General features: G+C 74.9%; 22 protein-coding genes. 10 read left to right on the forward strand and 12 right to left on the reverse strand.

Features of this window, described 5'->3' with window-relative positions:
• Positions 1 to 21: 21 nt before the first annotated feature.
• Positions 22 to 1,635 (reverse strand): FAD-binding oxidoreductase, encoded by a 1,614-nt coding sequence (locus DSM104299_RS25955; protein ID WP_272474569.1) that lies wholly within the window; start codon positions 1,633 to 1,635, stop codon positions 22 to 24.
• A gap of 31 nt (positions 1,636 to 1,666) precedes the next feature.
• On the opposite strand from DSM104299_RS25955, the gene DSM104299_RS25960 reads away from it, so the two are divergent.
• On the forward strand, positions 1,667 to 3,220 hold the full coding sequence (locus tag DSM104299_RS25960) for a glycerol-3-phosphate dehydrogenase/oxidase (RefSeq protein ID WP_272474570.1): 1,554 nt from the start codon (positions 1,667 to 1,669) through the stop codon (positions 3,218 to 3,220).
• Complete coding sequence (locus tag DSM104299_RS25965; protein ID WP_272474571.1) at positions 3,217 to 3,783, forward strand: TetR/AcrR family transcriptional regulator; 567 nt, start codon at positions 3,217 to 3,219, stop codon at positions 3,781 to 3,783. Before DSM104299_RS25960 ends, DSM104299_RS25965 begins: the two co-directional genes overlap by 4 nt.
• 21 nt (positions 3,784 to 3,804) lie before the next feature.
• Here the strand turns inward: DSM104299_RS25965 and DSM104299_RS25970 are convergent, their stop codons facing one another.
• Entirely contained in the window at positions 3,805 to 4,767 is a 963-nt protein-coding gene (locus DSM104299_RS25970; protein WP_272474572.1) for a hypothetical protein, read from the reverse strand.
• 31 nt (positions 4,768 to 4,798) lie between these two features.
• Entirely contained in the window at positions 4,799 to 5,464 is a 666-nt protein-coding gene (locus DSM104299_RS25975) for a TetR/AcrR family transcriptional regulator (RefSeq protein WP_272474573.1), read from the reverse strand.
• 114 nt (positions 5,465 to 5,578) lie between these two features.
• On the opposite strand from DSM104299_RS25975, the gene DSM104299_RS25980 reads away from it, so the two are divergent.
• Entirely contained in the window at positions 5,579 to 7,048 is a 1,470-nt protein-coding gene (locus DSM104299_RS25980; RefSeq protein WP_272474574.1) for an MFS transporter, read from the forward strand.
• Positions 7,049 to 7,161: 113 nt separating this feature from the next.
• On the opposite strand, the gene DSM104299_RS25985 is transcribed toward DSM104299_RS25980, so the two are convergent.
• From DSM104299_RS25985 to DSM104299_RS25995, 3 genes are all read right to left on the reverse strand, one after another.
• Entirely contained in the window at positions 7,162 to 7,824 is a 663-nt protein-coding gene (locus DSM104299_RS25985) for a sensor domain-containing protein (RefSeq protein WP_272474575.1), read from the reverse strand.
• A gap of 93 nt (positions 7,825 to 7,917) precedes the next feature.
• Positions 7,918 to 9,477, reverse strand: a complete 1,560-nt coding sequence (locus tag DSM104299_RS25990) for an acyl-CoA synthetase (RefSeq protein WP_272474576.1) — start codon at positions 9,475 to 9,477, stop codon at positions 7,918 to 7,920.
• A gap of 10 nt (positions 9,478 to 9,487) precedes the next feature.
• Positions 9,488 to 10,549: a LacI family DNA-binding transcriptional regulator gene (locus DSM104299_RS25995; RefSeq protein WP_272474577.1), complete on the reverse strand. Its 1,062-nt coding sequence runs from the start codon at positions 10,547 to 10,549 to the stop codon at positions 9,488 to 9,490.
• Between the two features lie 82 nt (positions 10,550 to 10,631).
• Between DSM104299_RS25995 and DSM104299_RS26000 the strand changes: the two genes are divergently transcribed.
• Positions 10,632 to 11,009 carry a hypothetical protein gene (locus tag DSM104299_RS26000; RefSeq protein WP_272474578.1) on the forward strand — a complete coding sequence of 126 codons (378 nt, stop codon included), beginning with the start codon at positions 10,632 to 10,634 and terminating at the stop codon, positions 11,007 to 11,009.
• 19 nt (positions 11,010 to 11,028) lie between these two features.
• On the opposite strand, the gene DSM104299_RS26005 is transcribed toward DSM104299_RS26000, so the two are convergent.
• Positions 11,029 to 11,979: a YncE family protein gene (locus DSM104299_RS26005; RefSeq protein ID WP_272474579.1), complete on the reverse strand. Its 951-nt coding sequence runs from the start codon at positions 11,977 to 11,979 to the stop codon at positions 11,029 to 11,031.
• 190 nt (positions 11,980 to 12,169) lie between these two features.
• Complete coding sequence (locus DSM104299_RS26010; protein ID WP_272474580.1) at positions 12,170 to 12,808, reverse strand: class I SAM-dependent methyltransferase; 639 nt, start codon at positions 12,806 to 12,808, stop codon at positions 12,170 to 12,172.
• A gap of 30 nt (positions 12,809 to 12,838) precedes the next feature.
• Between DSM104299_RS26010 and DSM104299_RS26015 the strand changes: the two genes are divergently transcribed.
• A complete protein-coding gene (locus tag DSM104299_RS26015; RefSeq protein ID WP_272474581.1) occupies positions 12,839 to 13,327 on the forward strand; it encodes a TetR/AcrR family transcriptional regulator in 489 nt (162 codons plus the stop codon).
• A gap of 292 nt (positions 13,328 to 13,619) precedes the next feature.
• Here the strand turns inward: DSM104299_RS26015 and DSM104299_RS26020 are convergent, their stop codons facing one another.
• Positions 13,620 to 13,943 carry an ArsR/SmtB family transcription factor gene (locus tag DSM104299_RS26020; protein ID WP_272474582.1) on the reverse strand — a complete coding sequence of 108 codons (324 nt, stop codon included), beginning with the start codon at positions 13,941 to 13,943 and terminating at the stop codon, positions 13,620 to 13,622.
• Positions 13,944 to 13,984: 41 nt separating this feature from the next.
• Between DSM104299_RS26020 and DSM104299_RS26025 the strand changes: the two genes are divergently transcribed.
• The 4 genes from DSM104299_RS26025 (at position 13,985) to DSM104299_RS26040 (ending at position 17,349) form a co-directional block, all read left to right on the forward strand.
• Complete coding sequence (locus DSM104299_RS26025) at positions 13,985 to 14,440, forward strand: helix-turn-helix domain-containing protein (protein ID WP_272474583.1); 456 nt, start codon at positions 13,985 to 13,987, stop codon at positions 14,438 to 14,440.
• Positions 14,441 to 14,613: 173 nt separating this feature from the next.
• The gene (locus tag DSM104299_RS26030; protein ID WP_272474584.1) at positions 14,614 to 15,228 is read left to right on the forward strand and encodes an RNA polymerase sigma factor; all 615 of its coding nucleotides are present in this window, start codon (positions 14,614 to 14,616) and stop codon (positions 15,226 to 15,228) included.
• A 68-nt stretch (positions 15,229 to 15,296) separates the two neighbouring features.
• Entirely contained in the window at positions 15,297 to 16,628 is a 1,332-nt protein-coding gene (locus DSM104299_RS26035; protein ID WP_272474585.1) for a hypothetical protein, read from the forward strand.
• Complete coding sequence (locus DSM104299_RS26040; protein ID WP_272474586.1) at positions 16,615 to 17,349, forward strand: ATP-binding protein; 735 nt, start codon at positions 16,615 to 16,617, stop codon at positions 17,347 to 17,349. Before DSM104299_RS26035 ends, DSM104299_RS26040 begins: the two co-directional genes overlap by 14 nt.
• Before the next feature lie 3 nt (positions 17,350 to 17,352).
• On the opposite strand, the gene DSM104299_RS26045 is transcribed toward DSM104299_RS26040, so the two are convergent.
• Together DSM104299_RS26045 and DSM104299_RS26050 are read right to left on the reverse strand one after the other, a co-directional pair.
• Positions 17,353 to 17,943, reverse strand: a complete 591-nt coding sequence (locus DSM104299_RS26045; RefSeq protein ID WP_272474587.1) for a TetR/AcrR family transcriptional regulator — start codon at positions 17,941 to 17,943, stop codon at positions 17,353 to 17,355.
• Between the two features lie 22 nt (positions 17,944 to 17,965).
• A complete protein-coding gene (locus DSM104299_RS26050) occupies positions 17,966 to 18,547 on the reverse strand; it encodes a TetR/AcrR family transcriptional regulator (protein WP_272474588.1) in 582 nt (193 codons plus the stop codon).
• Positions 18,548 to 18,699: 152 nt separating this feature from the next.
• Here DSM104299_RS26050 and DSM104299_RS26055 point away from each other — a divergent pair, with 152 nt between their 5' ends.
• The gene (locus tag DSM104299_RS26055) at positions 18,700 to 19,284 is read left to right on the forward strand and encodes a hypothetical protein (RefSeq protein ID WP_272474589.1); all 585 of its coding nucleotides are present in this window, start codon (positions 18,700 to 18,702) and stop codon (positions 19,282 to 19,284) included.
• Here DSM104299_RS26055 and DSM104299_RS26060 read toward each other — a convergent pair.
• Positions 19,281 to 20,780, reverse strand: a complete 1,500-nt coding sequence (locus DSM104299_RS26060) for an ATP-dependent DNA ligase (protein ID WP_272474590.1) — start codon at positions 20,778 to 20,780, stop codon at positions 19,281 to 19,283. The genes DSM104299_RS26055 and DSM104299_RS26060 overlap by 4 nt on opposite strands.
• Positions 20,781 to 20,791 lie beyond the last annotated feature (11 nt).

Below are 20,791 nucleotides of genomic sequence, written 5' to 3' on the forward strand. Positions count from 1 at the left end.
GGCGCCCGCGCCGGGGCGGTTCTACGTGGTCGGCGGCAACAGCTTGCCGGGGTTCAGCACCCCGGCCGGATCCAGCCGCGCCTTGACCGCGCGCAGGATCTCGACGCCGAGCTCGCCGTCCTCGGCGGCCAGCCACGGCGCGTGGTCGGCGCCGACGGCGTGGTGGTGCGTGAGCGTCGCGCCCGCCGCGGCCAGCGCGTCCATGACCGCCGCCTTGGCGCGCGACCACTGGCCGACGGGATCGTCGCCGTCGCGGCGCGCGAGCACCGTGAAGTACAGCGACGCGCCCGCGGCGTAGAGGTGCGAGACGTGACAGGCGACGACCGGCGTCGCGCCGTCGAGCGCCGCGCGCAGGACGTCGCCGACGTGGTCGTGCAAGGCCACCAGGTCGCGCCATGACGTCGCGGTCTCCAGCGTCTCGATCAGCAGGCCGGCGCCGAGCAGCTCGTCGCGCAGGCGCGGCGCGCGGAAGCGCCCGTGCTCCCACGACGCCGCGGCCTCGGCGCCCAGCGGGTCGGCGCCCGCGGCCCGGAGGATCACGGTCGCCGCCTCGGCACGCCGCGCGACGTCGTCGGCGTAGCCCTCCCAGCCCACGAGCAGCAGGCACCCGCCCGCCTCGTCGGCCGGACCGCCGCCGGTGGCGACGCCCAGCGCCGTCTCGGCCTCGTCGCTCAGCCGCGCCAGGTCCGGCTTGGGCCCGCGCTGGGCGAGCGTGCGCAACACCGCGACGCCCGCCGCCAGGTCGGCCACGCGCCAGCCCTCGTGCCGGCGCACCTCCGGGATCGGCCGGACGCGGACGGTGACCTCGGTCACGACGCCGAACGCGCCCTCCGAGCCCAGGATCAGCTGCTTGAGGTCGGGCCCGGCGGCGCTCCCGGGCGCGCGCCCGAGGTCGAGGTCGCCGCTCGGCGTGGCAACACGTACATGTTCGACCAAGGCGTCGAACCGGCCCCAGCCGGTCGACAGCTGCCCGGAGGAGCGCGTCGCGGCGTAGCCGCCGATCGTCGCGCGCTCGAAGGACTGCGGGACGTGGCCGAGCGTGAACCCGTGCTCGGCCAGCAGCGCCTCGGCGCGCGGGCCGGTCACGCCGGCCTGGAGCGTCGCGGTCCAGGAGACGTCGTCCACCGAGACGAGCGAGCCGAGCCGCCGCAGGTCCAGCGCGATGACCGCGTCGAACGCGCCGCGGCGCGGAGCGACCCCGCCCACGACGCTCGTCCCGCCGCCGAACGGCACGACGGCCACGCCGTGCGCGGCGCACGCGCGCAGCACGGCGCCGACCTCGTCGTGGTCGGCGGGCGCGACGACCGCGTCCGGCGCCGCCGGCGGCGCGGCGGAGCGCCGGATCAGGTCCAGGTAGGACATGCCGTTGGCGTGCGCGGCGCGCGCCGCCTCTTGTTCATCAACCTGCTCGGCCGCGCCCCCGACCGCCGCGACCAGGGCGGCCCGCGCCGCGGGGTCGAGCGCGCTCGGCCCTACCTCCAGCGCCACCGCCGCGGGCGATCCGGCCCCCAGCTCCGCCTCGCCGATCGCGAAGGCCTGCGCGAGCAGCGCGCGCAGGTCGTCGCCGATCAGCGGGTCGGCGTCAGGTGCGGCCCAGCGGGCGGCGGGATCGAAATCACCAAGAAGATGGCTCATGGGCTGAGACGATGTTACATTCTCTGACTAGATGTCACACCACGCCCTCAACGCCGCCCGCCGCGAGGCCGACCTCGAAGCCCTCCAGGCCGACCCGCGCCCCCTCGACGTCCTCGTGATCGGCGGCGGCGTGACCGGCGCCGGCGTCGCCCTCGACGCCGCGTCGCGCGGGCTGCGCACCGCGCTCGTGGAGCGCCGCGACCTCGCCTGGGGCACGAGCCGCTGGTCGAGCAAGCTCGTCCACGGCGGCCTGCGGTACCTCGCCCAAGGCGCGTTCGGCATCGCCATGGAGTCGGCGCGCGAGCGCCACGTCCTGCTCACCAGGACCGCGCCGCACCTCGTCCACCCGATCGTCCAGGCGGTCCCGTTCACGCCGCAGGTCAGCGCCAAGGCCGAGCGCGAGCTGCGCGGCGGCCTCGCGCTCGGCGACGGCCTGCGCCGCGCCGCCGGCACGTCGGCGCGCGAGCTCCCGCGCGCCCGGCGCGCGAGCGCGGACGAGCTCCTGCGCATCGCCCCCGGCGTGGACCGCGCCGGGCTGCGCGGCGCGCTGATCTCCCACGACGCCCAGCTCGAGGACGACGCGCGCCTCGTCGTCGGCCTCGCGCGCACCGCCGCCGCCCACGGCGCGAGCATCCTGACCCGCGTCGCCGCGACGCAGGTCGCGGGCGACGGCGCGCAACTACGCGACGAGCTCAGCGGCGCGACCTTCGACGTCCGGGCCCGCGCGGTGATCAACGCGACCGGCGTCTGGGCCGGCGAGCTGATCGACGACATCAGGCTGCGCCCGTCGCGCGGCACCCACCTCGTCGTGCCGCTGGACCGCCTCGGCGGCCTCGCCGGCCAGCTCACCGTCCCCGTCCCGGGCGAGCGCAACCGCTGGGTCTTCGCGATCGCTCAGCGCACCGGCGTGGCGTACGTCGGCCTCACCGACGAGCCCGCGCCCGGGCCGATCCCCGACGTCCCGGCCGCGCCCGAGGCCGACGTCGACTTCCTGCTCGCCACGCTCAACGCCACGCTGGCGCGACCGCTCACGCGCGACGACGTCGTCGGCACCTACGCCGGGCTGCGCCCGCTGGTCGAGAGCAGTGAGGCCAAGACCGCCGACCTCTCGCGCAAGCACGCCGTGATCCGCTCCGGCGGCGGGCTGGTCAGCGTCGTCGGCGGCAAGCTGACGACCTACCGGCAGATGGCGCAGGACGCCGTCGACGCCGCGGTCGACGCCGGCGGGCTGGCCGGAGCCGCGGGTGCCTGCCGGACCAAGGACCTCCCGCTCGTCGGCGCCGCGCCTCGCGACGCGCTGGCCGCCGTCGCCGCGCCGCGGCGCCTCGTCGACCGTCACGGCACGCTGGCCCCGGACGTCCTCGCGCTCGCCGGCGGCGATCCCGACCTGCTCGCGCCGATGCTCCCCGGCCTCGACGTCCTGGCGGTCGAAGCGCTCTACGCCGTCGAGTGCGAAGGCGCGTTGGACGCCGACGACGTCCTGGACCGCCGCACCCGCATCGGCCTCGTGGACGCGGCGCGCGTCCAGGCTCGTCCAGTCGTGGACGCGTTGCTGGCGAGAAGTGGTCAAGCTTCCGCAGCGTGACCGACGCCACGACCGAGGCCATCCTCGACGCGACCCGCGCCTCCGTCCTGGACTTCGGGATCCGGCGCACCACGCTCACCGACGTCGCCCGCCGCGCGAGCGTGAGCCGCATGACCGTCTACCGGCGCTACCCCGACGTCGACGCCGTCCTGCGCGACCTGATGACGCGCGAGTTCGGCGCAGCGATGGCGGAGGTCGCCCAGGACCTCAGCGGCAGCAACGGCCGCGAGCGCGTCAGCGGCCACATCATGGCGTCGGTCGAGGCGTTCCGGTCCAGCCCGTTGATGTCCAAGATCATCGAGGCCGAGCCCGAGCTGCTGCTGCCCTACGTGCTGGGCCGGATGGGCGAGACGCAGCGCGCCGCGGTCGGCCTGCTCACGCAGGAGATCGCCGACGGCCAGGCCGACGGCTCGATCCGCCCCGGCGACGTGCGCGTCATGGCCCAGGCGCTCCTGCTCGTGACGCAGTCCTTCATCCTGTCGGGCTCGATCGCCGAGGACGTCCCGCCGACCGCGCTGCACGACGAGCTCTCGCGGCTGATCGTGGCGGTCTTGACGCCGTAGGGGCGGGACACCGGGTCAGGCTCAGGCGATCGCCTTCAGGAACGTGATCGCCAGGACGAGCAGGACGAGGACCGCGAGGATCGCCGCGGTGCGCGCCGCCCAGTCGGCGTGCGAGGACTCGGTGCCGTGCTCGCGCGCGACGCGGACCGGCGGGGCAGCGACGCCGGCGGGCTCGGCCAGCGCGCGGTCGCGCTCCTCCTCGGCGGCGCCGAGCGCGTCGCGCAGCGTGTCGACGCGCTCCTGCCCCCGGAGGCGCTCGCGCTCCGCGGCGCGCTCCTCGGCGTCACTCAGCTCGCGGCGCGCGGCGTCGCGCTCCTGGAGCGCCTGCTCGCGGCGGCGCGCCGGGCCGTCGGCGATCTGGTCGCGCTCGCGCAGCTCGCGCCGCAGGGCGTCGCGTTCTTGAAGGACGTGGTCGCGCTCGGCGAGCGCGGCGTCGCGGACGGCCACGGCCGCGTCGCGGGCGGCCAGCGCCTCGTCGCGCTGGCGCAGCTCGCCTCGGACCGCCTCGCGGTCGGGCTTGGGCGGCGGCGGGGCCGCGCGGCGCGCCTCCGCGGCCTCCTCGCGCTCGCGGCGCAGGAACGCGACCTCGGCCTCGAGGCGCCGCGCGCGCTCGGTCGCGTCGGTCAGCTCGGCGCGCAGCGCGTCGACCGGGTCGCGGTCGACCGCGACGGCGTCGGCCGTCCGGACCAGCGGCACCACGATGCTCGGCGCGACGGCCAGCTCGGTGCGCGCCACGTCGGGCTCGTCGCCGTCCTTCCACGGGAACGCGGCGACCCACGGCTCGCCCTCCTGCGCCGGCCACGGCTTGTGCTCGAGGTCGGCGAGCAGCGTCTTCTCGCCGCCGGTCGCGCGGTCGTGGACGACCAGCGCCGGCCGGACGAAGCGGACCCCGCGAACGCCCGACCACGTCCCCTCGACCTCCAGGCGCGCGCCGTCGACCGCCTCGAAGCGGGTCAGCGCGAAGTCCACGGTGGCGCCATCCATGGCGGCGGGTATGCCCACCGACGCGCTCCGGCTACCGCCCAGGCGGGCGCAGGCCCTGCGACATGACGCGATCCAGCTCGTCGTCGGTCAGCGCGCGGGGCGCCAGCGGCGTGCGCGCGGCGTCGGCGCGCAGTCCGTCGAGGATCAGCGCGAGATACCGGCGCCAGACGTCGGGCGCGAGGTCGCCGGCGTACTCGATGACCGCGGTGAGCATCAGCTGGATCACCGGCGTGTCGGTGACGTCGAAGTCCGGGCGCAGCTGGCCGTCGGCCTTGGCGCGCGCGACGAGCCCGCCGACCAGCGGCTTGATCCGGTCGCGTGCGGAGGCGACGCGCTGCTGGCCGTGGGCGTTGGAGAACACGATCTCCTTCAGCGCGCGGTCGTGGCCGTGCAGGCTGACGGCCTGGTCGAAGAAGCAGGTCAGGGCGGCCCACGAGTCGGCCATCTCGCCGCACTCGCGGGCGATCGCGACGACGGCGTCGATGCGCTCCTCGAACAGCGCGTCGATCAGCGTCTCCTTGTCGGGGAAGCGGCGGTAGACGGTCCCGACCCCGACGCCCGCGCGCTCGGCGACGGCGTCGAGCGTCGCGCCCAGGCCGACCTCGGCGAACAGCTCGCCGGCCGCCGCCAGGATGCGCTGGCGGTTGCGCTCCGCGTCCTTGCGCAGCGGGCGATCCGGCGGGTGTGTGCTCACCATCACGGACGAGCGTACCAAAAGCGGAGGAGATAGCTCCATTTGTGTGCTAGGCTGTCGATAGAACGGAGGAGACTCCTCCACTTCCTCTTCATCCGACCCCTCTCCCCATCTGCCATGACTCCCACCGAACACCACGACGCCCACCACTCGCGGCGTTGGCTGATCCTCGCGGTCCTCGGGCTCGCCCAGCTGATGGTCGTGCTCGACGCGACGATCGTGAACATCGCGCTACCCAGCGCCCAGAAGGACCTCGGCTTCTCCGACGAGAGCCGTCAGTGGATCGTCACCGCCTACGCGCTCGCGTTCGGCTCGCTCCTGCTCCTCGGCGGCCGCATCGGCGACCTCTTCGGCCGCAAGTGGGTCTTCATCGCCGGCCTCGCCGGCTTCGCCGTCGCGTCCGCGGCCGGCGGCGCCGCGCAGTCCTTCGGGATGCTCGTCGCGGCCCGCGCCGCGCAGGGCGTCTTCGGCGCGATGCTCGCCCCGGCCGCGCTGTCGCTGCTGACCACGACGTTCACCGACCCCGCCGAGCGCAACAAGGCCTTCGGCATCTTCGGCGCGATCGCCGGCTCCGGCGCCGCCGCCGGCCTGCTCCTCGGCGGCGTGCTCACCGAGTACCTCTCCTGGCGCTGGTGCCTCTACGTGAACCTCGCGTTCGCCGGCGTCGCCGTGTTCGGCGCGTTCACGCTGCTGACCAACATCGCCCAGGCCAACAAGCCGCGCCTGGACATCCCCGGCACGGTGACCGCCTCGGCCGGCCTGTTCTCGTTGGTGTACGGCTTCTCGCACGCGTCGCAGACGTCGTGGACCAACCCCACCACGCTCGGCTTCCTCGTCGCCGGCGTCGTCCTGCTCGCGGCCTTCGTCCTCATCCAGCAGCGCGTCGCCCACCCGCTGCTGCCGCTCCGCGTGGTCCTGGACCGCGACCGCGGCGGCGCGTACCTCGCGATGGGCCTGTCGGCGATCTCGATGTTCGGCGTCTTCCTGTTCCTGACCTACTACCTGCAGCAGAACCTCGGCTTCTCGCCGATCAAGACCGGCCTGGCCTTCCTGCCGATGACGTTCGCCATCATGTTCTCGGCGACGACGTCGCAGACCCAGCTGATGCCGCGCACCGGCGCCCGGCCGCTGATCGGGACGGGCCTCGCGCTCGGCGCGATCGGCATGCTGTACCTGACCGGGATCGGCGTGGACTCGTCCTACGCGTCGCACGTGCTGCCGGGCCTGCTCGTCATGGGATTGGGCCTCGGCCTGGTCTTCGCGCCGGCGATGTCGAGCGCCACGCTCGGCGTCGACCCCAGCGACGCGGGCGTCGCCTCGGCGACGGTCAACACGATGCAGCAGATCGGCGGCTCGATCGGCACGGCGCTGCTGTCGACGCTGGCCGCGTCGGCCACGACCGCCGCGCTGGACACCGGCGGGGCGCCGACCAAGGCCGTCGTCGCGCAGGCCGCGGTCCACGGCTACACCACCGCGTTCTACTGGTCGGCCGCGATCTTCGCGGTGGCCGCCGTCCTCTGCACGGCCCTGCTGCGCTCCGGCGCGCGCGCGCCGTCGACGGTCGGCGAGCCGGTCTTCGCGCACTAGCCATCTGGCTCGCGCACCAAGCCCGGATCGGGAGAGGGTCCGAGGAAAGGCAGACGGCGGTCGGCGAGGTGTTCGCCGACCGCCTTGCCGTCTGCGCTCCAGGCGCTCCCGCCTCAGTGCTGCAGCAGCGCGCGGGCCGAGCGGGCCGTCGCGTCCGCCAGGGCGCGGCAGATGAAGATCGCCACCGGGATCAGGACCAGGCCCGCGGCCACCCGCGCGGCCTGCGGGCCGGCGGCGTGCGAGCTCAGGAACTGCAGCGCGTCGTTGTTGGTGTCGCTGTCGTCGGGCACCGCCCAGTACCAGAGCGGCTGGGTGATGAAGCCCACGGCGGAGGACCAGAGCGTCACCGCGACGCTGAACCCGAACGTGCCCAGCGGCAGGAGGATCAGGCCCCAGACGGTGTCGCGCCAGGCGCCGACGTCGGTGGCCGAGGCCGTGAAGCGCGACCAGAGGCCGCCGCGCCACAGACGATCGGTCCGCCGCACGGCGCCGTCGGCGAGCACCCAGCCCGCACGCCGGCGCTCGACGTCGCCCATCGCGCGGGCGGCGATCAGGGTCGCGAGCAGGACCGGGATGCCGAGCAGCGTGACGGCGAGGCCGGCCGCGGTCGCCAGGCCGGTGACGAGGACGCTGAACGTCACGACGCCGGCGGGGAGCCCGGCGACGAGGTACAGCGCGTCGCGGCCGATCGTCGCCGGCCGCGGGAGGGAGAGCGACGACGGGGAGGAGGAGGAGGAGGAGGAGGAGAGCGTGGTGGTCGGGGAGGTCGTGGACATGGCCATCATCTTGCGCGCGCGGCGCCGCTGCGGCCAGCCGGCCGCCCCGCGGATCGGACCTCCGGAAAACCCTACGACGGCGCTCGATGGGCGCTAGCGGCCGACCGCGGAGCCCGCGCCGCCGAAGCGCTCGCGCAGCTCGCGCTTGAGCAGCTTGCCCGACGGGTTCTTGGGCAGCTCGTCGACGAAGTGGATCGCCTTGGGCAGCTTGAAGGACGCCAGGTGGGCGCGCGCGTGCGCGAGGAGCTCGGCCTCGGAGACCGGCTCGCGCGTGACGACGACCGCGCTGATGGCCTCGATCCACTTCTCGTGCGGCGTGCCGATCACCGCGACCTCCGCGACGGCCGGGTGCGTGTACAGCGCCTCCTCGACCTCGCGGCTGGCGACGAGGACGCCACCGGTGTTGATGACGTCCTTGACGCGGTCGACGACGAAGATGTAGCCCTCGGGGTCGATCCGGACGAGGTCGCCCGAGTGGAACCAGCCGCCGGCGAACGCCTCCTCGGTCGCCTCCGCGTTGTCCCAGTAGCCGGTGCACAGCTGCGGCGAGCGGTACAGGACCTCGCCGGTGCCGCCGGCGGTGACGTCGTTGCCCTCGTCGTCGATGACCTTGATCTCGACGAAGAGCACGGGCCGGCCGGCGGAGTCCGGGCGCTCGTCGTGCTCCTCGGGGCGCAGCACGGTCGCCAGCGGCGCGATCTCGGACTGGCCGAAGGCGTTGTAGAAGCCGACGCCGCCCAGCGCCTCGCGCAGCCGCTGGAGCACCGGCACGGGCATGATCGACGCGCCGTAGTAGGCCTTCCTGAGCGAGGTCAGGTCGCGCGTGGCGAAGTCCGGGTGCTCGGAGAGCGCGATCCAGACGGTCGGCGGCGCGAAGAGGCTCGTGATGCCGTCGCGCTCGACGCGCGCCAGGACGTCGGTCGGGTCCGGCTTCTCGACGACGTGGTTGGTGGCGCCAAGCATCAGGTACGGCAGCAGGAAGGCGTGCATCTGCGCCGAGTGGTAGAGCGGCAGCGGGTGGAGCGGGACGTCGTCGGCCGCCATGTCGAGCGCCACGACGCACGACACGTACTCGTGGACGAACGCGCGGTGGGTCATCATCGCGCCCTTTGGCGCGGCCGTCGTGCCCGAGGTGTACAACAACTGGACGAGGTCGTCGTCGGCGATGTGGATCGCCTCCAGGCTCGGGACCTCGCCGGTCAGCGCCCAGGCGAGGACGTCGGTCTTGTCGTCGATCCCGTCGCGGATGGTGCCGACGCGCTCGAGGTCGCCGAGGTCGTCCATCACCGCGTCGACGGCGGGCATGAGGCCGGGGTCGGCGAACAGCGCCGTCGAGCGCGCGTCGTTGATGATGTAGGACAGCTCCGCGCCGACCAGGTTGTAGTTGACCGGGACGTGGACCAGGCCGGCGCGCGCGCAGCCGAGGTAGAGGAAGAGGTAGGCGTCGGAGTTCGTGCCGTAGGCGGCGACCCTCTCGCCTTTGCGCAGCCCGAGCTCGAGCAGGCGGCCGGCGACGCGGCTGACGGCGTCGTCGAGCTCCTCGTAGGTCCAGCGGCGCTCGCCGAAGTGCAGCGCGACGCGGGTCGGCGACCGCCGGGCGCTGCGCCGGATGAGGTCGGAGACGGTGCTCGCGTTGGTCAGATCCACGGCCATGGCCGCAACGCTACTGCCCGACGGTGGACCCGCGGACGACCAGTTCGGAGGGCAGCACCTCGTTCTTCGGGCGGCGGCCCTGGAGCTTGGCGAGCAGCAGCTCGAAGGCGGCCGCGCCGAGGGCCTCGGGGTCGAAGGCGACGGTGGTCAGCGGCGGGTTGGTCAGGCGCGCGAGCTCGAGGTCGTCGAAGCCGACGACGGCGACGTCCTCCGGGACCCGGAGGCCGAGCTGGTGGCAGGCGGCGACCATGCCGGCGGCGAGGAGGTCGTCGTCGCAGAGGAAGGCGGTCGGGCGGTCGGGGCGGTCGAGCAGCGCGCGGGCGGCGGCGATCGTGGAGTCGGCGTCGAAGGAGGTGGTGCCGACGGGCATCGTGCCGGGATCGACGCCGTTGGCCTTCAGGTGCGCCGCCCAGCGCTCGTGGCGGAGGTCGAAGGTCTGGCCGCCGGTCTCGATCCCGGCCTCGAGGCGGAGCGAGCCGATCCGGGTGTGACCGAGGTGGTGGAGATGCTCCATCGCCGCGTCGGTCCCGCCCTCGGAGTCCAGCCGGACGAACGGGAGGCCGGGCTGGACGGACTCGACCATCACGATCGGCGGCGCGCCGGGCGCGCGCATCGCGGGCGACGGGACGGCGGCGAAGTAGAGGAAGCCGTCGATGGCGCCGTCGCGCAGCGCCTCGACCGCGGCCTCGCCGCGGCCGTAGTTGTCGTCGATGAGAACGACGACGTGGCCGGCCTCCGAGGCGGCCTTCTGCGCGCCGCGCAGCGTGCGGCCGAAGAAGGGGTGCGTGACGTCGCGCACGACGAGGCCGACGGCCGACGCGGTCCCCGACCGCAGGGCGCGCGCCGCCGCGTTGGGGCGGTAGCCGAGCTGCCGGGCCGCCTCCCGGACGGCGTTGGCGGTCGTCTCCGAGATCCGGCCCGTGGCCTTGCCGGAGAAGACGAGCGAGACCGTCGTCTGGCTGACGCCCGCCTTCTTGGCGACGTCGACGCTCGTGACCTTCCGCGACCGCTGCGAGGCGGCACCGGAGACGGGGCGGGAGCTGCGGGAGTTCGCGGCGATCCGGGGATGCAACCACGCGGGCCGGTGGCGTGCGCTGAGGGCGTGCGCGGGGCGCGCTTGCGGGCACCACGTCATACGTAGTACAGTGCTACGTATGACCTCTCTCCACCTCCACCGTTCATCCGGCTTCCTGGCGCGCAGCGCGCTGCTGACGCTCGCCCTCGCGGGGTGCGCCACGGCGGGTGCCGCCCAGCAGGGCGACGACGCCGAAGGCAGCGCCGGCGCGCCGCGCATCGCGGTCCTCGCGGGCAGCGACGCGTCGTCCGCCGACATCGCGGCCGCAACCCACGGCCGCGCCGTCGTGGTCCGCCGCGCCAGCGGGACCTTCGAGGCGCAGGCCCAGGCCACGCGCCTGGCGGCCGAGGGCTACGACACCGTCATCGGCGTTGGCGCCCAGGCCCGCGCCGCCGTCTCCCAGGCCGACGCCGGCGAGGTCGGCGCCGGGACCCGCTGGCAGTCGGCGTCGCGCTGAGCGAGCACAGCCGCGGTGGCTAGCCGAGGCACGCGTCGTGCGCGTTGCGGGCGACGCCGATCGAGGCGATGACCTTGCCTTGGGTCGTGAGCAGCGTGAGCGCGCCGGTCCCCAGCGACGGCGTGAGCACGCGTGCGCCCGTGCGCTGGATGTTGTAGGACCCGCTCGGGACGCGGGCACGGCTGACGACGCGGCCGTCGGCCAGCGCGTGGGTCCGGACCGTCCGGCCGTCGCCGCTGGCGACGTAGGCGGTCGCCGGGCCGAACGCGACGTGCTGCGGCGCGGCGTCGGCGCCGAGGGTGCGGACGAGCGCGTAGGTGGAGGTGTCGAAGACCGCGATCCGCGGCTCCCGGCCGGCCGTCACCCACGCCCGGCGCCCGCTCGGCGAGAACGCGACGTCGTGGGCCAGGAACGGCGGGCGGACGGTCGCGACCCGCCGTCCTCGCCGCGGGTCGACGATCGCGATCTCGGCCGCGCTCGAGCCGAGCGCGACCCACAGCCGCCGGCCGTCCGGCGTCAACCCGAGATGCCGGGCGCCGTCGCCGACCGCGATCCGCCGCCGGACGCGACCGGCCGGGACGTCGACCACGGCGACCTCGCCCGCGCCGCCGTCGCTGACGTACGCCGTCGCACCGCCGGGCGCGAACGCCGTGTATCGCGGCCGGACGAACCCACGGAGGACACGCCGCACACGGCGCTCGCGAAGGTCGAGCACCGAGATCGCCCCCGCGCCCGCATGCCCGACGACGGCCCAACGGCCATCCGGCGAGCGCTCGATCGACCGCGGATCCTCGACGGTGCGGACCCGTTGGACGACCCGCCGCGCGCCGAGCGCGACGACCGCGACATGCGCCTCGGTGTCGGCGGTGACGAAGGCGACGGCCGCGGGACCGTCGATCGGCCACCGCCCCGAGACGAGCGCGGGGAACGCGGCGAGGCCCAGTCCGATGAGCTCCCGGCGATCGAGCATGTGAGGAGATACGCCGGGCGCGGCGGCGGAGGTCCCGGGGCGAGGCGCGGTGGCGGAGATCACGACGACGGTCGCGGCGCCGGCGCCGACCACGCACCGGTGCGGAACGGCCGGCGCTTGCCGCACCCGCCGACGGCGGGCGGGGCGCGTCGACCGACGGCGGGCGCGGCGCGGCGAGCGCGAGGCGCGCCTACAGCACCGCGAACGCCATGCAGCCGGACACGTGGAAGTCCGCTGGTGCGCCGAGGGCTGCGTGGAGCTCGTCGGCGGTGCGGGGCGTGGCGACTTCGCCGGCGCGGTGGAGGACGTCGAGGTAGCGGCGGCCGCGGGTGGTCTCGGCGACGAGGGAGGAGAGGTGGAGCTCGCCGTCGGGTGCCGTCTGGGCGCGCAGCGCCGGCATCAGCTCGTCGAGGTCCGCGAAGAGGTGCGCGAGGCCCAGCGCCAGCACCGTCGTGAAGCCCGCGGGCGGGAAGGGCAGCGCGGTCACGTCGGCCTGGACCAGGCGGATGCGCTCCGGCACGTCGTCCCCATCGTCGGCCAACCGGCGCGCGGCGCGCTCGAGCATCGCGCGGCTCAGGTCGACCAGGACGGTCGGGCGCCCGGAGCGGCGGTGCAGCGCGGCGGTCGCGGCGGCGCTGCCGGCCGCCGCCTCCAGGACCGGCCCGGTCCGCGCCGCCAGGGCGCGCGCCGCGAACGCCTCGTACTCGCTGGGCGCGGTGCTCCAGGCGAGCCGGTTGTAGACGCGCGATCGGACCAGCCGGTCATAGACCGCGGCACGACGGTCGTACGGCGCACCGGCGTCCTGCACATCCGACTCGATTCTCCACATGGAGAAACCGTAGCACGTATCCTTCTCCACGTGGAGAAGACGACCAAGACCCGCCTGCTCGACCACGCGCTCGACCTCCTGGGCCGCCAGGGCGCCAGCGCGCTGACCGTCCGCGCGGTCGAGGACGCCGCCGGCGTCCCGCACGGCTCGGTCCGCCACCACTTCGGCGACCGCTCGGGCCTGGTCCGGGCGCTCTTCGACCACCTCGCCGACCGCGAAGGCGCGGTGGCGGCGAGCACGACCGAGGCGTTCGCCCACTGGCTCGGCCCCGGCCGGACGCTGACGCTCGCCCGCTACGAGCTCTTCCTCCTGGCCGCGCGCGACCCGACCCTCCGCGCGCCGCTGGTCGCCGCGCGCGACCGCTTCGTCGCCCTGGCCGCCGAGCGCGTCGGCGCCGAGGCGGCACCGGCGGTCGTCGCCGCGCTCGACGGCCTCGTCCTCGACGCGCTGGTCCGCGGCGAGCGCGATCCGGACAAGTTGCGCGCTGCCGCGACACGTCTGACCACACCGCCTGCCTGAGCATCCGACCGTCGCGGTCGCCCGACGACGCGGACGTGTGATCTTCGCCGGCGCACGGTGTCTCCACCACGGAATCGGTCCTCCGGGACCGCCGACGCCCCCGGTCGTGCCGCCAACCTCAGCCTCAGGCGGCGCGACCGGGTCGTCGGTCCACACCGCGCACCGAATCGGATTTCAACGCTGCGCTTGCACCCAGCAGTGAGGGTCGTTACAGTGCCGCGCCACCTCGCGCGATGCCTGGTCCGACCCCACTCCTGCCTTGTCGCCGCTCAGCAATCGAGAGCGCGCGCCGCTAGCCCGCCACGTCGTCGTCCCGTGCGTCGGCGATCGCCTCGAGCGTCTCGACCAGACGCCCCCAGCCGCGGTAGCGCACGGCGTAGATGCGCCGCATCAGGTTGGGCGCGGCGGCCGCCGGCTCCTCGCGCACGAGCGCGATCAGGCCCGCCGACGCGAGCGCCCGCATCGCGTGGTTGACGCGATCGAACGGCTCGCCGAGATCCTCGGCCATCTCCGTCGGGCTGCGCGGCCGCTCCTCCAGCGCCAGCAGGATCGGCAGCCGCACCGGATGGCGGAGCTCCGCCAGGAGGGTCGCCGCCTCGTCCGACAAGCTTCCCACGCGTTCTCTCAGCCCGACCCGAAGACAGGAGCCTGATCCGCATGGCGACCAAGCGCCAACAGCAGCAGCGCCGCAAGACCCTGCGCCCGCACCCCACCCGCGACCAGATCGTGGACGCGATGCGCAGCTACGGAGAGCCCATCAGCCCCACGCGTCTCAGCGAGGTCACCGGCAACACGCTGGGGGCCGTCGCCTACCACGTGCGCACGCTGCTCTCGGCCGGCGTGGTCGAGCTGGCCGAGGAGGGTCGCGTCCGCGGCGCGGTCGAGCACTTCTACGCGCTCGTCCCCGACAACGAGGCCGACCTCAACGATCCGCTCGTCGGGCTGCAGAAGCTCTGCGGCGTCCTGACGCTGCCCGATCCCGAGGGCGGCTACCCGGTCCCGGTCCCGCTCGACGACGAGGCCCGGGCGGCCCTGCAGAAGCTCCTCGACACGCTGCGCCCGAAGGTGCAGAAGATCGTCAAGGAGACCGCCAAGCGCACGGCAGGCGGCTAGCGCCGCCGTCGGCGGCCTCGCTGCTGGGCGTCGTGGCCCGCTGCTCGTCGTCGTCACCCCCGGAACCGATCCATGGACTCGTCGACCTAGGGACGAGACTGACAGAGTTGTGACGATCTCCAGGCCACGTTCGGTTTCTAAACCCCTGAGCGGTGTGCGAGGATGAGCCGCGGATGCGACGTGGCCTCCTGAGACTCGGACACGGAAGAACGAGATCGGGGTTCGTCCGGGCCCGGGAGGACCCGGCGACCTTCGCCGACGTCTACCTCGAGTACCACGACCACGTCCTGCGGTTCTTCGCGCGACGCACGTTCGACCCCGAGACGGCTTTCGACCTGATGGCCGAGACGTTCGCCGAGCTGTTCGCGCACATCGACGCCTTCCGTGGCGAGACCGAGGAGCAGGGGCGCGCCTGGATGTGGACGGTCGCGCGCCACCAGCTCTACCGCTGGCGCGAGCGCGGCGTGGTCGAGCGACGATCGCTGGAGCGGATCGGCCTGCCGGTCGCCACGCTCGGGCCGGCCGAGTACGAGCGGATCGAGGAGCTCGCCGACCTCCAGCGCCTGCGGCCGGTCCTGGACCGCGCGCTGGACGGCCTCGGCCCCGACCAGCGCAGCGCGCTGCGCGAGCGGATCCTCGACCAGCGCGAGTACGACGCGATCGCGGCCGACGCGGGCGTGAGCGCCCAGGTCGTGCGCGCGCGCGTGTCACGCGGGCTGCGCCAGCTCGCGCAGACGCTCGACGGGACCGACCACGCCCCGACCGGGCCCGAGCAGCACGTCGCCTGACGGCCGCGCCCCGCAAAGTCCGGGGACTTGCGCGCCGAGCCGACGGCACGCCCTTCTACGCTTGACGCATGGCCCCCGACCCCCACGACCGCGCCCTGGAGGACTGGGTGCTGGCCAAGGTCGCGGGGCTCGACCGCGAGGGCCTGGGCTTGGGGCTCGGCGTCCGCGAGCTGCCGGTGCCGGGCGTCGCGGAGGCCGCGGCGATGGACGAGCGCGTCGTCGGCGTGGTGCTCGACCGGCTGCGCACCCGCGGGCTCGTGCGGGCGATCGAGGCCGAGCCGCCGCGCGTGCTGCTGACGCCCGAGGGGCGCCGCGGCGCGGCCGCGCTGGCGTCGGCGTCGGCGTCGGCGTCGGCGTCGGCGTCCGGGTCCGCCGCGACCACCACCACCGCACCGCCGGAGGTCGACGCGTCGCGCTTCGTCTTCCTGCGCCCGCAGGCGCCCGAGAAGCGCGACTGGCGCGACGCCGACGACGTCTGCGACTTCCACCCGAGCCGGCGCAAGAGCACCACGCGGCCGGGCGAGCACTGCGACGGCACCGGCTGGATCGTCGACGACGATCGCCAGGCGCGCCCCTGCCGCTGCCGCCCGCTGCGCATCCAACGCGCCAACGACCGCCGCCGCGGCGGGGTCGTGACGCCGGAGATCCGCAACCTCGGGCTGGCCACGTCGCTGCATCCCGAGCTCCACCCCGCCCTGCACGGCACGCTCGCCGGCTGGACCCACGACGTCGACCGCCACCTGGACGAGGGGCGCGGGCTGTGGATGACGATCGGCCCGTGGGACCGCAACGCCAAGCCCGCGCGCCAGGACGACGAGCTCGACGAAGCGATCGCGCCGCCGCGGACCCAGGAGGAGTTCGAGACGGCCGCCGCGCGCGCCTCGCGCCTGCTCGACACCGACGCCCTCGGCGCGGTCACGCGCTCCGAGCACGCGGCGCGCGCGAGCGGGACGCTGGACTTCAAGCAGATCGAGAAGGAGGCGTCGACCGCGGCCGGCGCCGCCGGCGCGGCGATCGCCCGCGCGGCGGCGATCGCCGAGCGCAGCGTCGCCTACTACACGCTGCGCTCGCTGCACGGCTCGCTGGCCTACCTGTCGAAGTTCGGCGGCTACCGCGAACGGCTCGAGGCGCTGCAGCAGTGCGACCTGCTCGTCCTCACCGCCCTGGACCAGCGGATCCTGCGGCGCGCCAGCCCCGGCCAGCGGGCGTGGCTGTCCGAGCAGCTCGAGCTGATCGCCTATGGTCGCTACGAGCACGAGCGCGCCACGGTGATCGTGTCCACGGGCTGGCCGCTCGACGAGCTCGTCGAGGCCCTCTCACCCGAGACGTTCCACCGCCTACTCTGCGCGGCCGGCGAGCCGCTCCTCGCGAGCCGGAGACCTGAAGATGCTCGATCCTGATTTCGACTGCCCCAACGGCTGCGACGCCAACGGCTTCCTCTTCGACGAGACGACGCGCTCGGCCTACGCGTGCACGTGCCGCGAGGAGCGGCTGCGCCGCCAGGTGCACGCCGACATGGAGGACAACGTCGGCCGCTACGCGCCCTCGCGCTTCCAGAACCTCGACTTCTCCGAGCTGCCGCTGAGCGGGATCGCGGAGCGCCACACGGCGGCGGCATCCGTCGTCCGGCGCTTCGGCGACCGCATCGACGACAACATCCGCAAGGGCCAGGGCCTCTGGCTGCTGGGCAACAAGGGGACGGGCAAGACGACGCTCGCCTACTACGTCGCGCAGCAGGCGCGGGCCGGCGGCTTCTCGGTCCTGACCCGCAACACCACCGACCTGCTCAACGAGATCCGCGACAGCTACAAGGTCGACGCGCAGCCGACGACCCGCGAGATCATCAACGCGGTCACCCACGTCGACCTCCTGCACCTGGAGGACGTCGCGGTGCCGCGGCCCAACGACTGGGTCCTGGAGCAGCTCTACACGATCGTCAACCGCCGGTACGAGTACAACAAGGCGATCGTCTTCACGAGCGACTTCCCGTTCGGCGAGCACGTCAACCCGGCGAAGCTCGGCGAGCACATCGGCGAGCGCACGTACTCGCGCCTGATGCAGATGGTCGGCGACCCGATCCCGATGACGGGGGCCGACTACCGCATGCAGGTCGGCGCCTAGCGCCTAGCCGGTGAAGACCGCGCGGAGCGTCGGGCGCAGGACGGACACCGCGTCGGCGGCGTCGAGCGTGCCGGCGCGGACCTCCTCGCCGCAGGCGTGCATGAGCGCGAAGTAGCTGGAGATCAGCCAGGGCGTCGGGAGGTCGGTGCGGAAGGCGCCGGTGGCCTGGCCGCGCGCGAGCAGCTCGCCGATCGGCCCGCGCAGCGCCGTGTGGGCGCGGGCCCGCGCGCCGGTGGTCAGCTGGTCGCTCACCGCGCGGGCGATCGCGCCGCCGCGGTCGAGGTGGTCCCAGGCGACATCGACGAGGCGGTCGAGCGCGTCCAGCGGCGAGCCCTCGTCGAGGTGCGCGTCGGCGAGCGCGGCGGCCGCGCGGTGGATCGCCCGCTCGGCGACCGCCTCGACCAGCGCCTCGCGCGTCGGGAAGTGCGCGTAGACCGTCGGGCGCGAGACGCCGGCCTCGGTCGCCACCGCCGTCGTGCTCGCCGCCGCCCCGCGCGCGAGCAGCGCCGCCGCGGCGTCGAGGATCCGCTCGACGTTGCGCTCGGCGGTCGCGCGGCGATGGTCGGTGGTCGGCGCGTCGGCGTCCGGGCTCACGAGCGTTGACGCTAGCCGGTCGCTAGCCACCGAGCATCCGCTCCAGCAACTCGGCGAGCTCGTCGCGGTCCGCGGCGGAGACGCTGGGCAGCGAGCCGTTCGCGCGGGTCGTCATCACGCCGATGAGCATCGCGACGATCAGCTCGGCGCGCAGCTTCGGCGCGGTCGCGCCGGACTCCTTCAGCGACCGGGTGAGCGGGACGATCACGCGTGCGCGCAGCCGCTCGGTCAGCCGCTCGCGCGTCTCGGCGTCGACGTCGGGCGCGGTCAGCGCGCGGAGCACCGGGCCGACGCCGTGCTCGTCGACGCGCTCCAGCAGCAGGTCGACGACCTCCCGCGGGGTGCGGCGCTTGGGCACCGGCGCGTCGTCGGCCCCGACCTCGGGCTGGGCGCCCGCGTCGGCCAGGACGGCGCGGTAGAGCTCGGACTTGCCGCCGAAGTAGCGCGCGATGAGCGCCTGGTCGACGCCGGCGCGCTCGCCGATCATCCGGACCGTCGTGCCGCGGAACCCGTGCGCGTCGAACAGCTCGCGCGCGGCGACCAGCAGCGCGTCGCGCGTCGCCGCCGCGTCGCGCCGGCGCGGAGATGCCGCAGCCTCGCTCACGCCCGCACGCGCTCGCCGTCGACGACGACGCTCGGGCGGACCTGCTGGACGCTCGTGGCGGGCATGGACGCAACGCTACTGCCGATGGCGTTCGCGCCCGTCGCCGTCGCGGCCCGGCTCAACCATCGGCCGTCCCGGCCGATCGCGAGGGCGTGGCCGCGCGTCTGCCCCGCTCCCGCCTGCCCTCACCGCGCTCGCTGGCGATCGGCGCGGCGATCCTCGCCGTCCCCGGGATCCCGTGGCTGCACGTGCGTGCCCAGCGCCTGGAGGTCGAGCACCGCGCGGCCGTGGTCGCGAGCGCCCTGACCAACCGCAGCATCCGCGTGATCTGCCCCGGCCCGCTGCGGCGGCGGTTGATGTACGAGATCCACGAGGGCTCGGTCATGTTCGACGCCGACGGCGTCCCGGTCGACGAGACCCGCCTGAGCGCCGCGACGTGCGACGGGCTGCGTACGGTGCTCGACCGCGGCGCGAGCCTGGACTTCGCGTGCCTCGCGACGGGCTGCCCCGAGCGCGAGCGCCAGGCCGCGCAGGCGCTGGCCGTGCTGACGCACGAGATCATGCACCTGCGCGGCACGCGCGACGAGGCCGCCGCAGAGTGCCAGGCGGGCAAGCGCGTCGCCGACGTCGCCCAGCGCCTCGGCGTCGCGCCCGCCGGCGCCGCCGCCGTCGCGACGTGGCAAGCGACGGATTGGCAGAACCAGCTGCCCGACAACTACAAGAACGGCGCCTGCTAGCGCTGGAGCGCCAGGACGGCGTCGAGGTCGTCCGCCTCGCTCGCCGGCTTGTCGTCGCGGTAGCGCAGCACGCGGGCGAAGCGCAGCGCGACGCCGCCCGGGTAGCGCGGCGAGGTCTGGACGCCGTCGAAGGCGATCTCGACGACCAGCTCGGGCTTCACGTACACCGTGATCCCACGCTCCTCGACCGCCAGGCCCTTCAGCTGCTCGGTCTGCCAGGCCAGCAGCTCGTCGGTCAGCCCTTTGAACGTCTTGCCGAGCATGACGAAGCCGTCGCCGTCGGCCGCCCGCGCGCCCAGGTGCAGGTTGCTCAGCCAGCCGCGGCGTCGGCCGTGGCCCCACTCGGCCGCCAGCACGACCAGGTCCAGCGTGTGGCGCGGCTTGACCTTCAACCAGCCCGCGCCGCGGCGCCCCGCGGCGTACGGCGCCTCGAGGTCCTTGGCCACGACGCCCTCGTGCCCGGCCGCCAGCGCGGCCTCGAAGTGCGCGCGCGCCACCTCGACGTCGTCGGTCACCACGCGCGGGACGCGCAGCGCCGCGTCGGGGACCGCGGCCTCCAGCGCCTCGGCGCGCCGGGCCAGCGGCGCGTCGAGCAGATCCTCGCCGCCGAGGTGCAGGATGTCGAAGAACACCGGCACGACGCCGGGCGCGCCGGACGCGATCCGCGACGACGTCACCTGGAAGGGCTCGGGCCGGCCGTCCGCGCGGAAGCTGATCGCCTCGCCGTCGAGCACGAGGCGCTCGCCGGGCAGCGCGCGCGCGGCGGCCACGACCTCCGGCAGGCGCGCGGTGAGGTCGTCCAGCGACCGGCTGGCGATCACGACGTCGTCGCCGTCGCGGTGCACCTGGATGCGCGCGCCGTCGAGCTTCCAGTCCACGGCGGCGCGGCCGAGCTTGGCCATCGCCTCCTCCAGCGACCCCGACGGCGACGCGAGCATCGGCCCGATCGGCCGACCGACCTCCAGCGCGAACTGCGCCAGGCCCTGCTCGCCCTCGCGCAGCGCCGCCTCGGCCACGACGCGGGCGTCGCCGCGCAGCATCGTCGCGCGGTCGACGGCCGCGCGCGGGATCCCGGTCGCGACCGCCACCGCGTCGGCCATCACCCCGGCCAGCGCGCCCTGACGCAGCTCGCCGCCGACCAGCGACGCCAGGAACGCCTGCTCGGGCTCGGTCGCGCGGGCGAACAGCTCGACCACCGCCGCGCGCCGCCCCGCCTGCGACCCCGGCCCGCTCAGCTCGGCGATCCGCTCCAGCGCGAGGTCGACGTCGCCGACCTGCAGCGTCGCCTCGGCCGCCGGCGCCGGGAGGTCGGCCAGCGCCTTCCACCCGACGCCGGTGCGCCGCTGGCGCAACTCGCCGCTCAGGAACGCGACGCCCGGCTCGACCTCGCCGGCGTCCAGCCCGCGCAGCGCCTCGCCGAGCAGCTCGGCCTTGCGCTTGCGCGAGCGCGTGTCCCCGACGGCGAGCGACGTGGCGGCGAGGGCGGCGAAGAGCACCCCCGCATGGT

Origin of the sequence: Baekduia alba (genome assembly GCF_028416635.1) — a bacterium.
In the GTDB taxonomy this organism is placed as follows: domain Bacteria; phylum Actinomycetota; class Thermoleophilia; order Solirubrobacterales; family Solirubrobacteraceae; genus Baekduia; species Baekduia alba.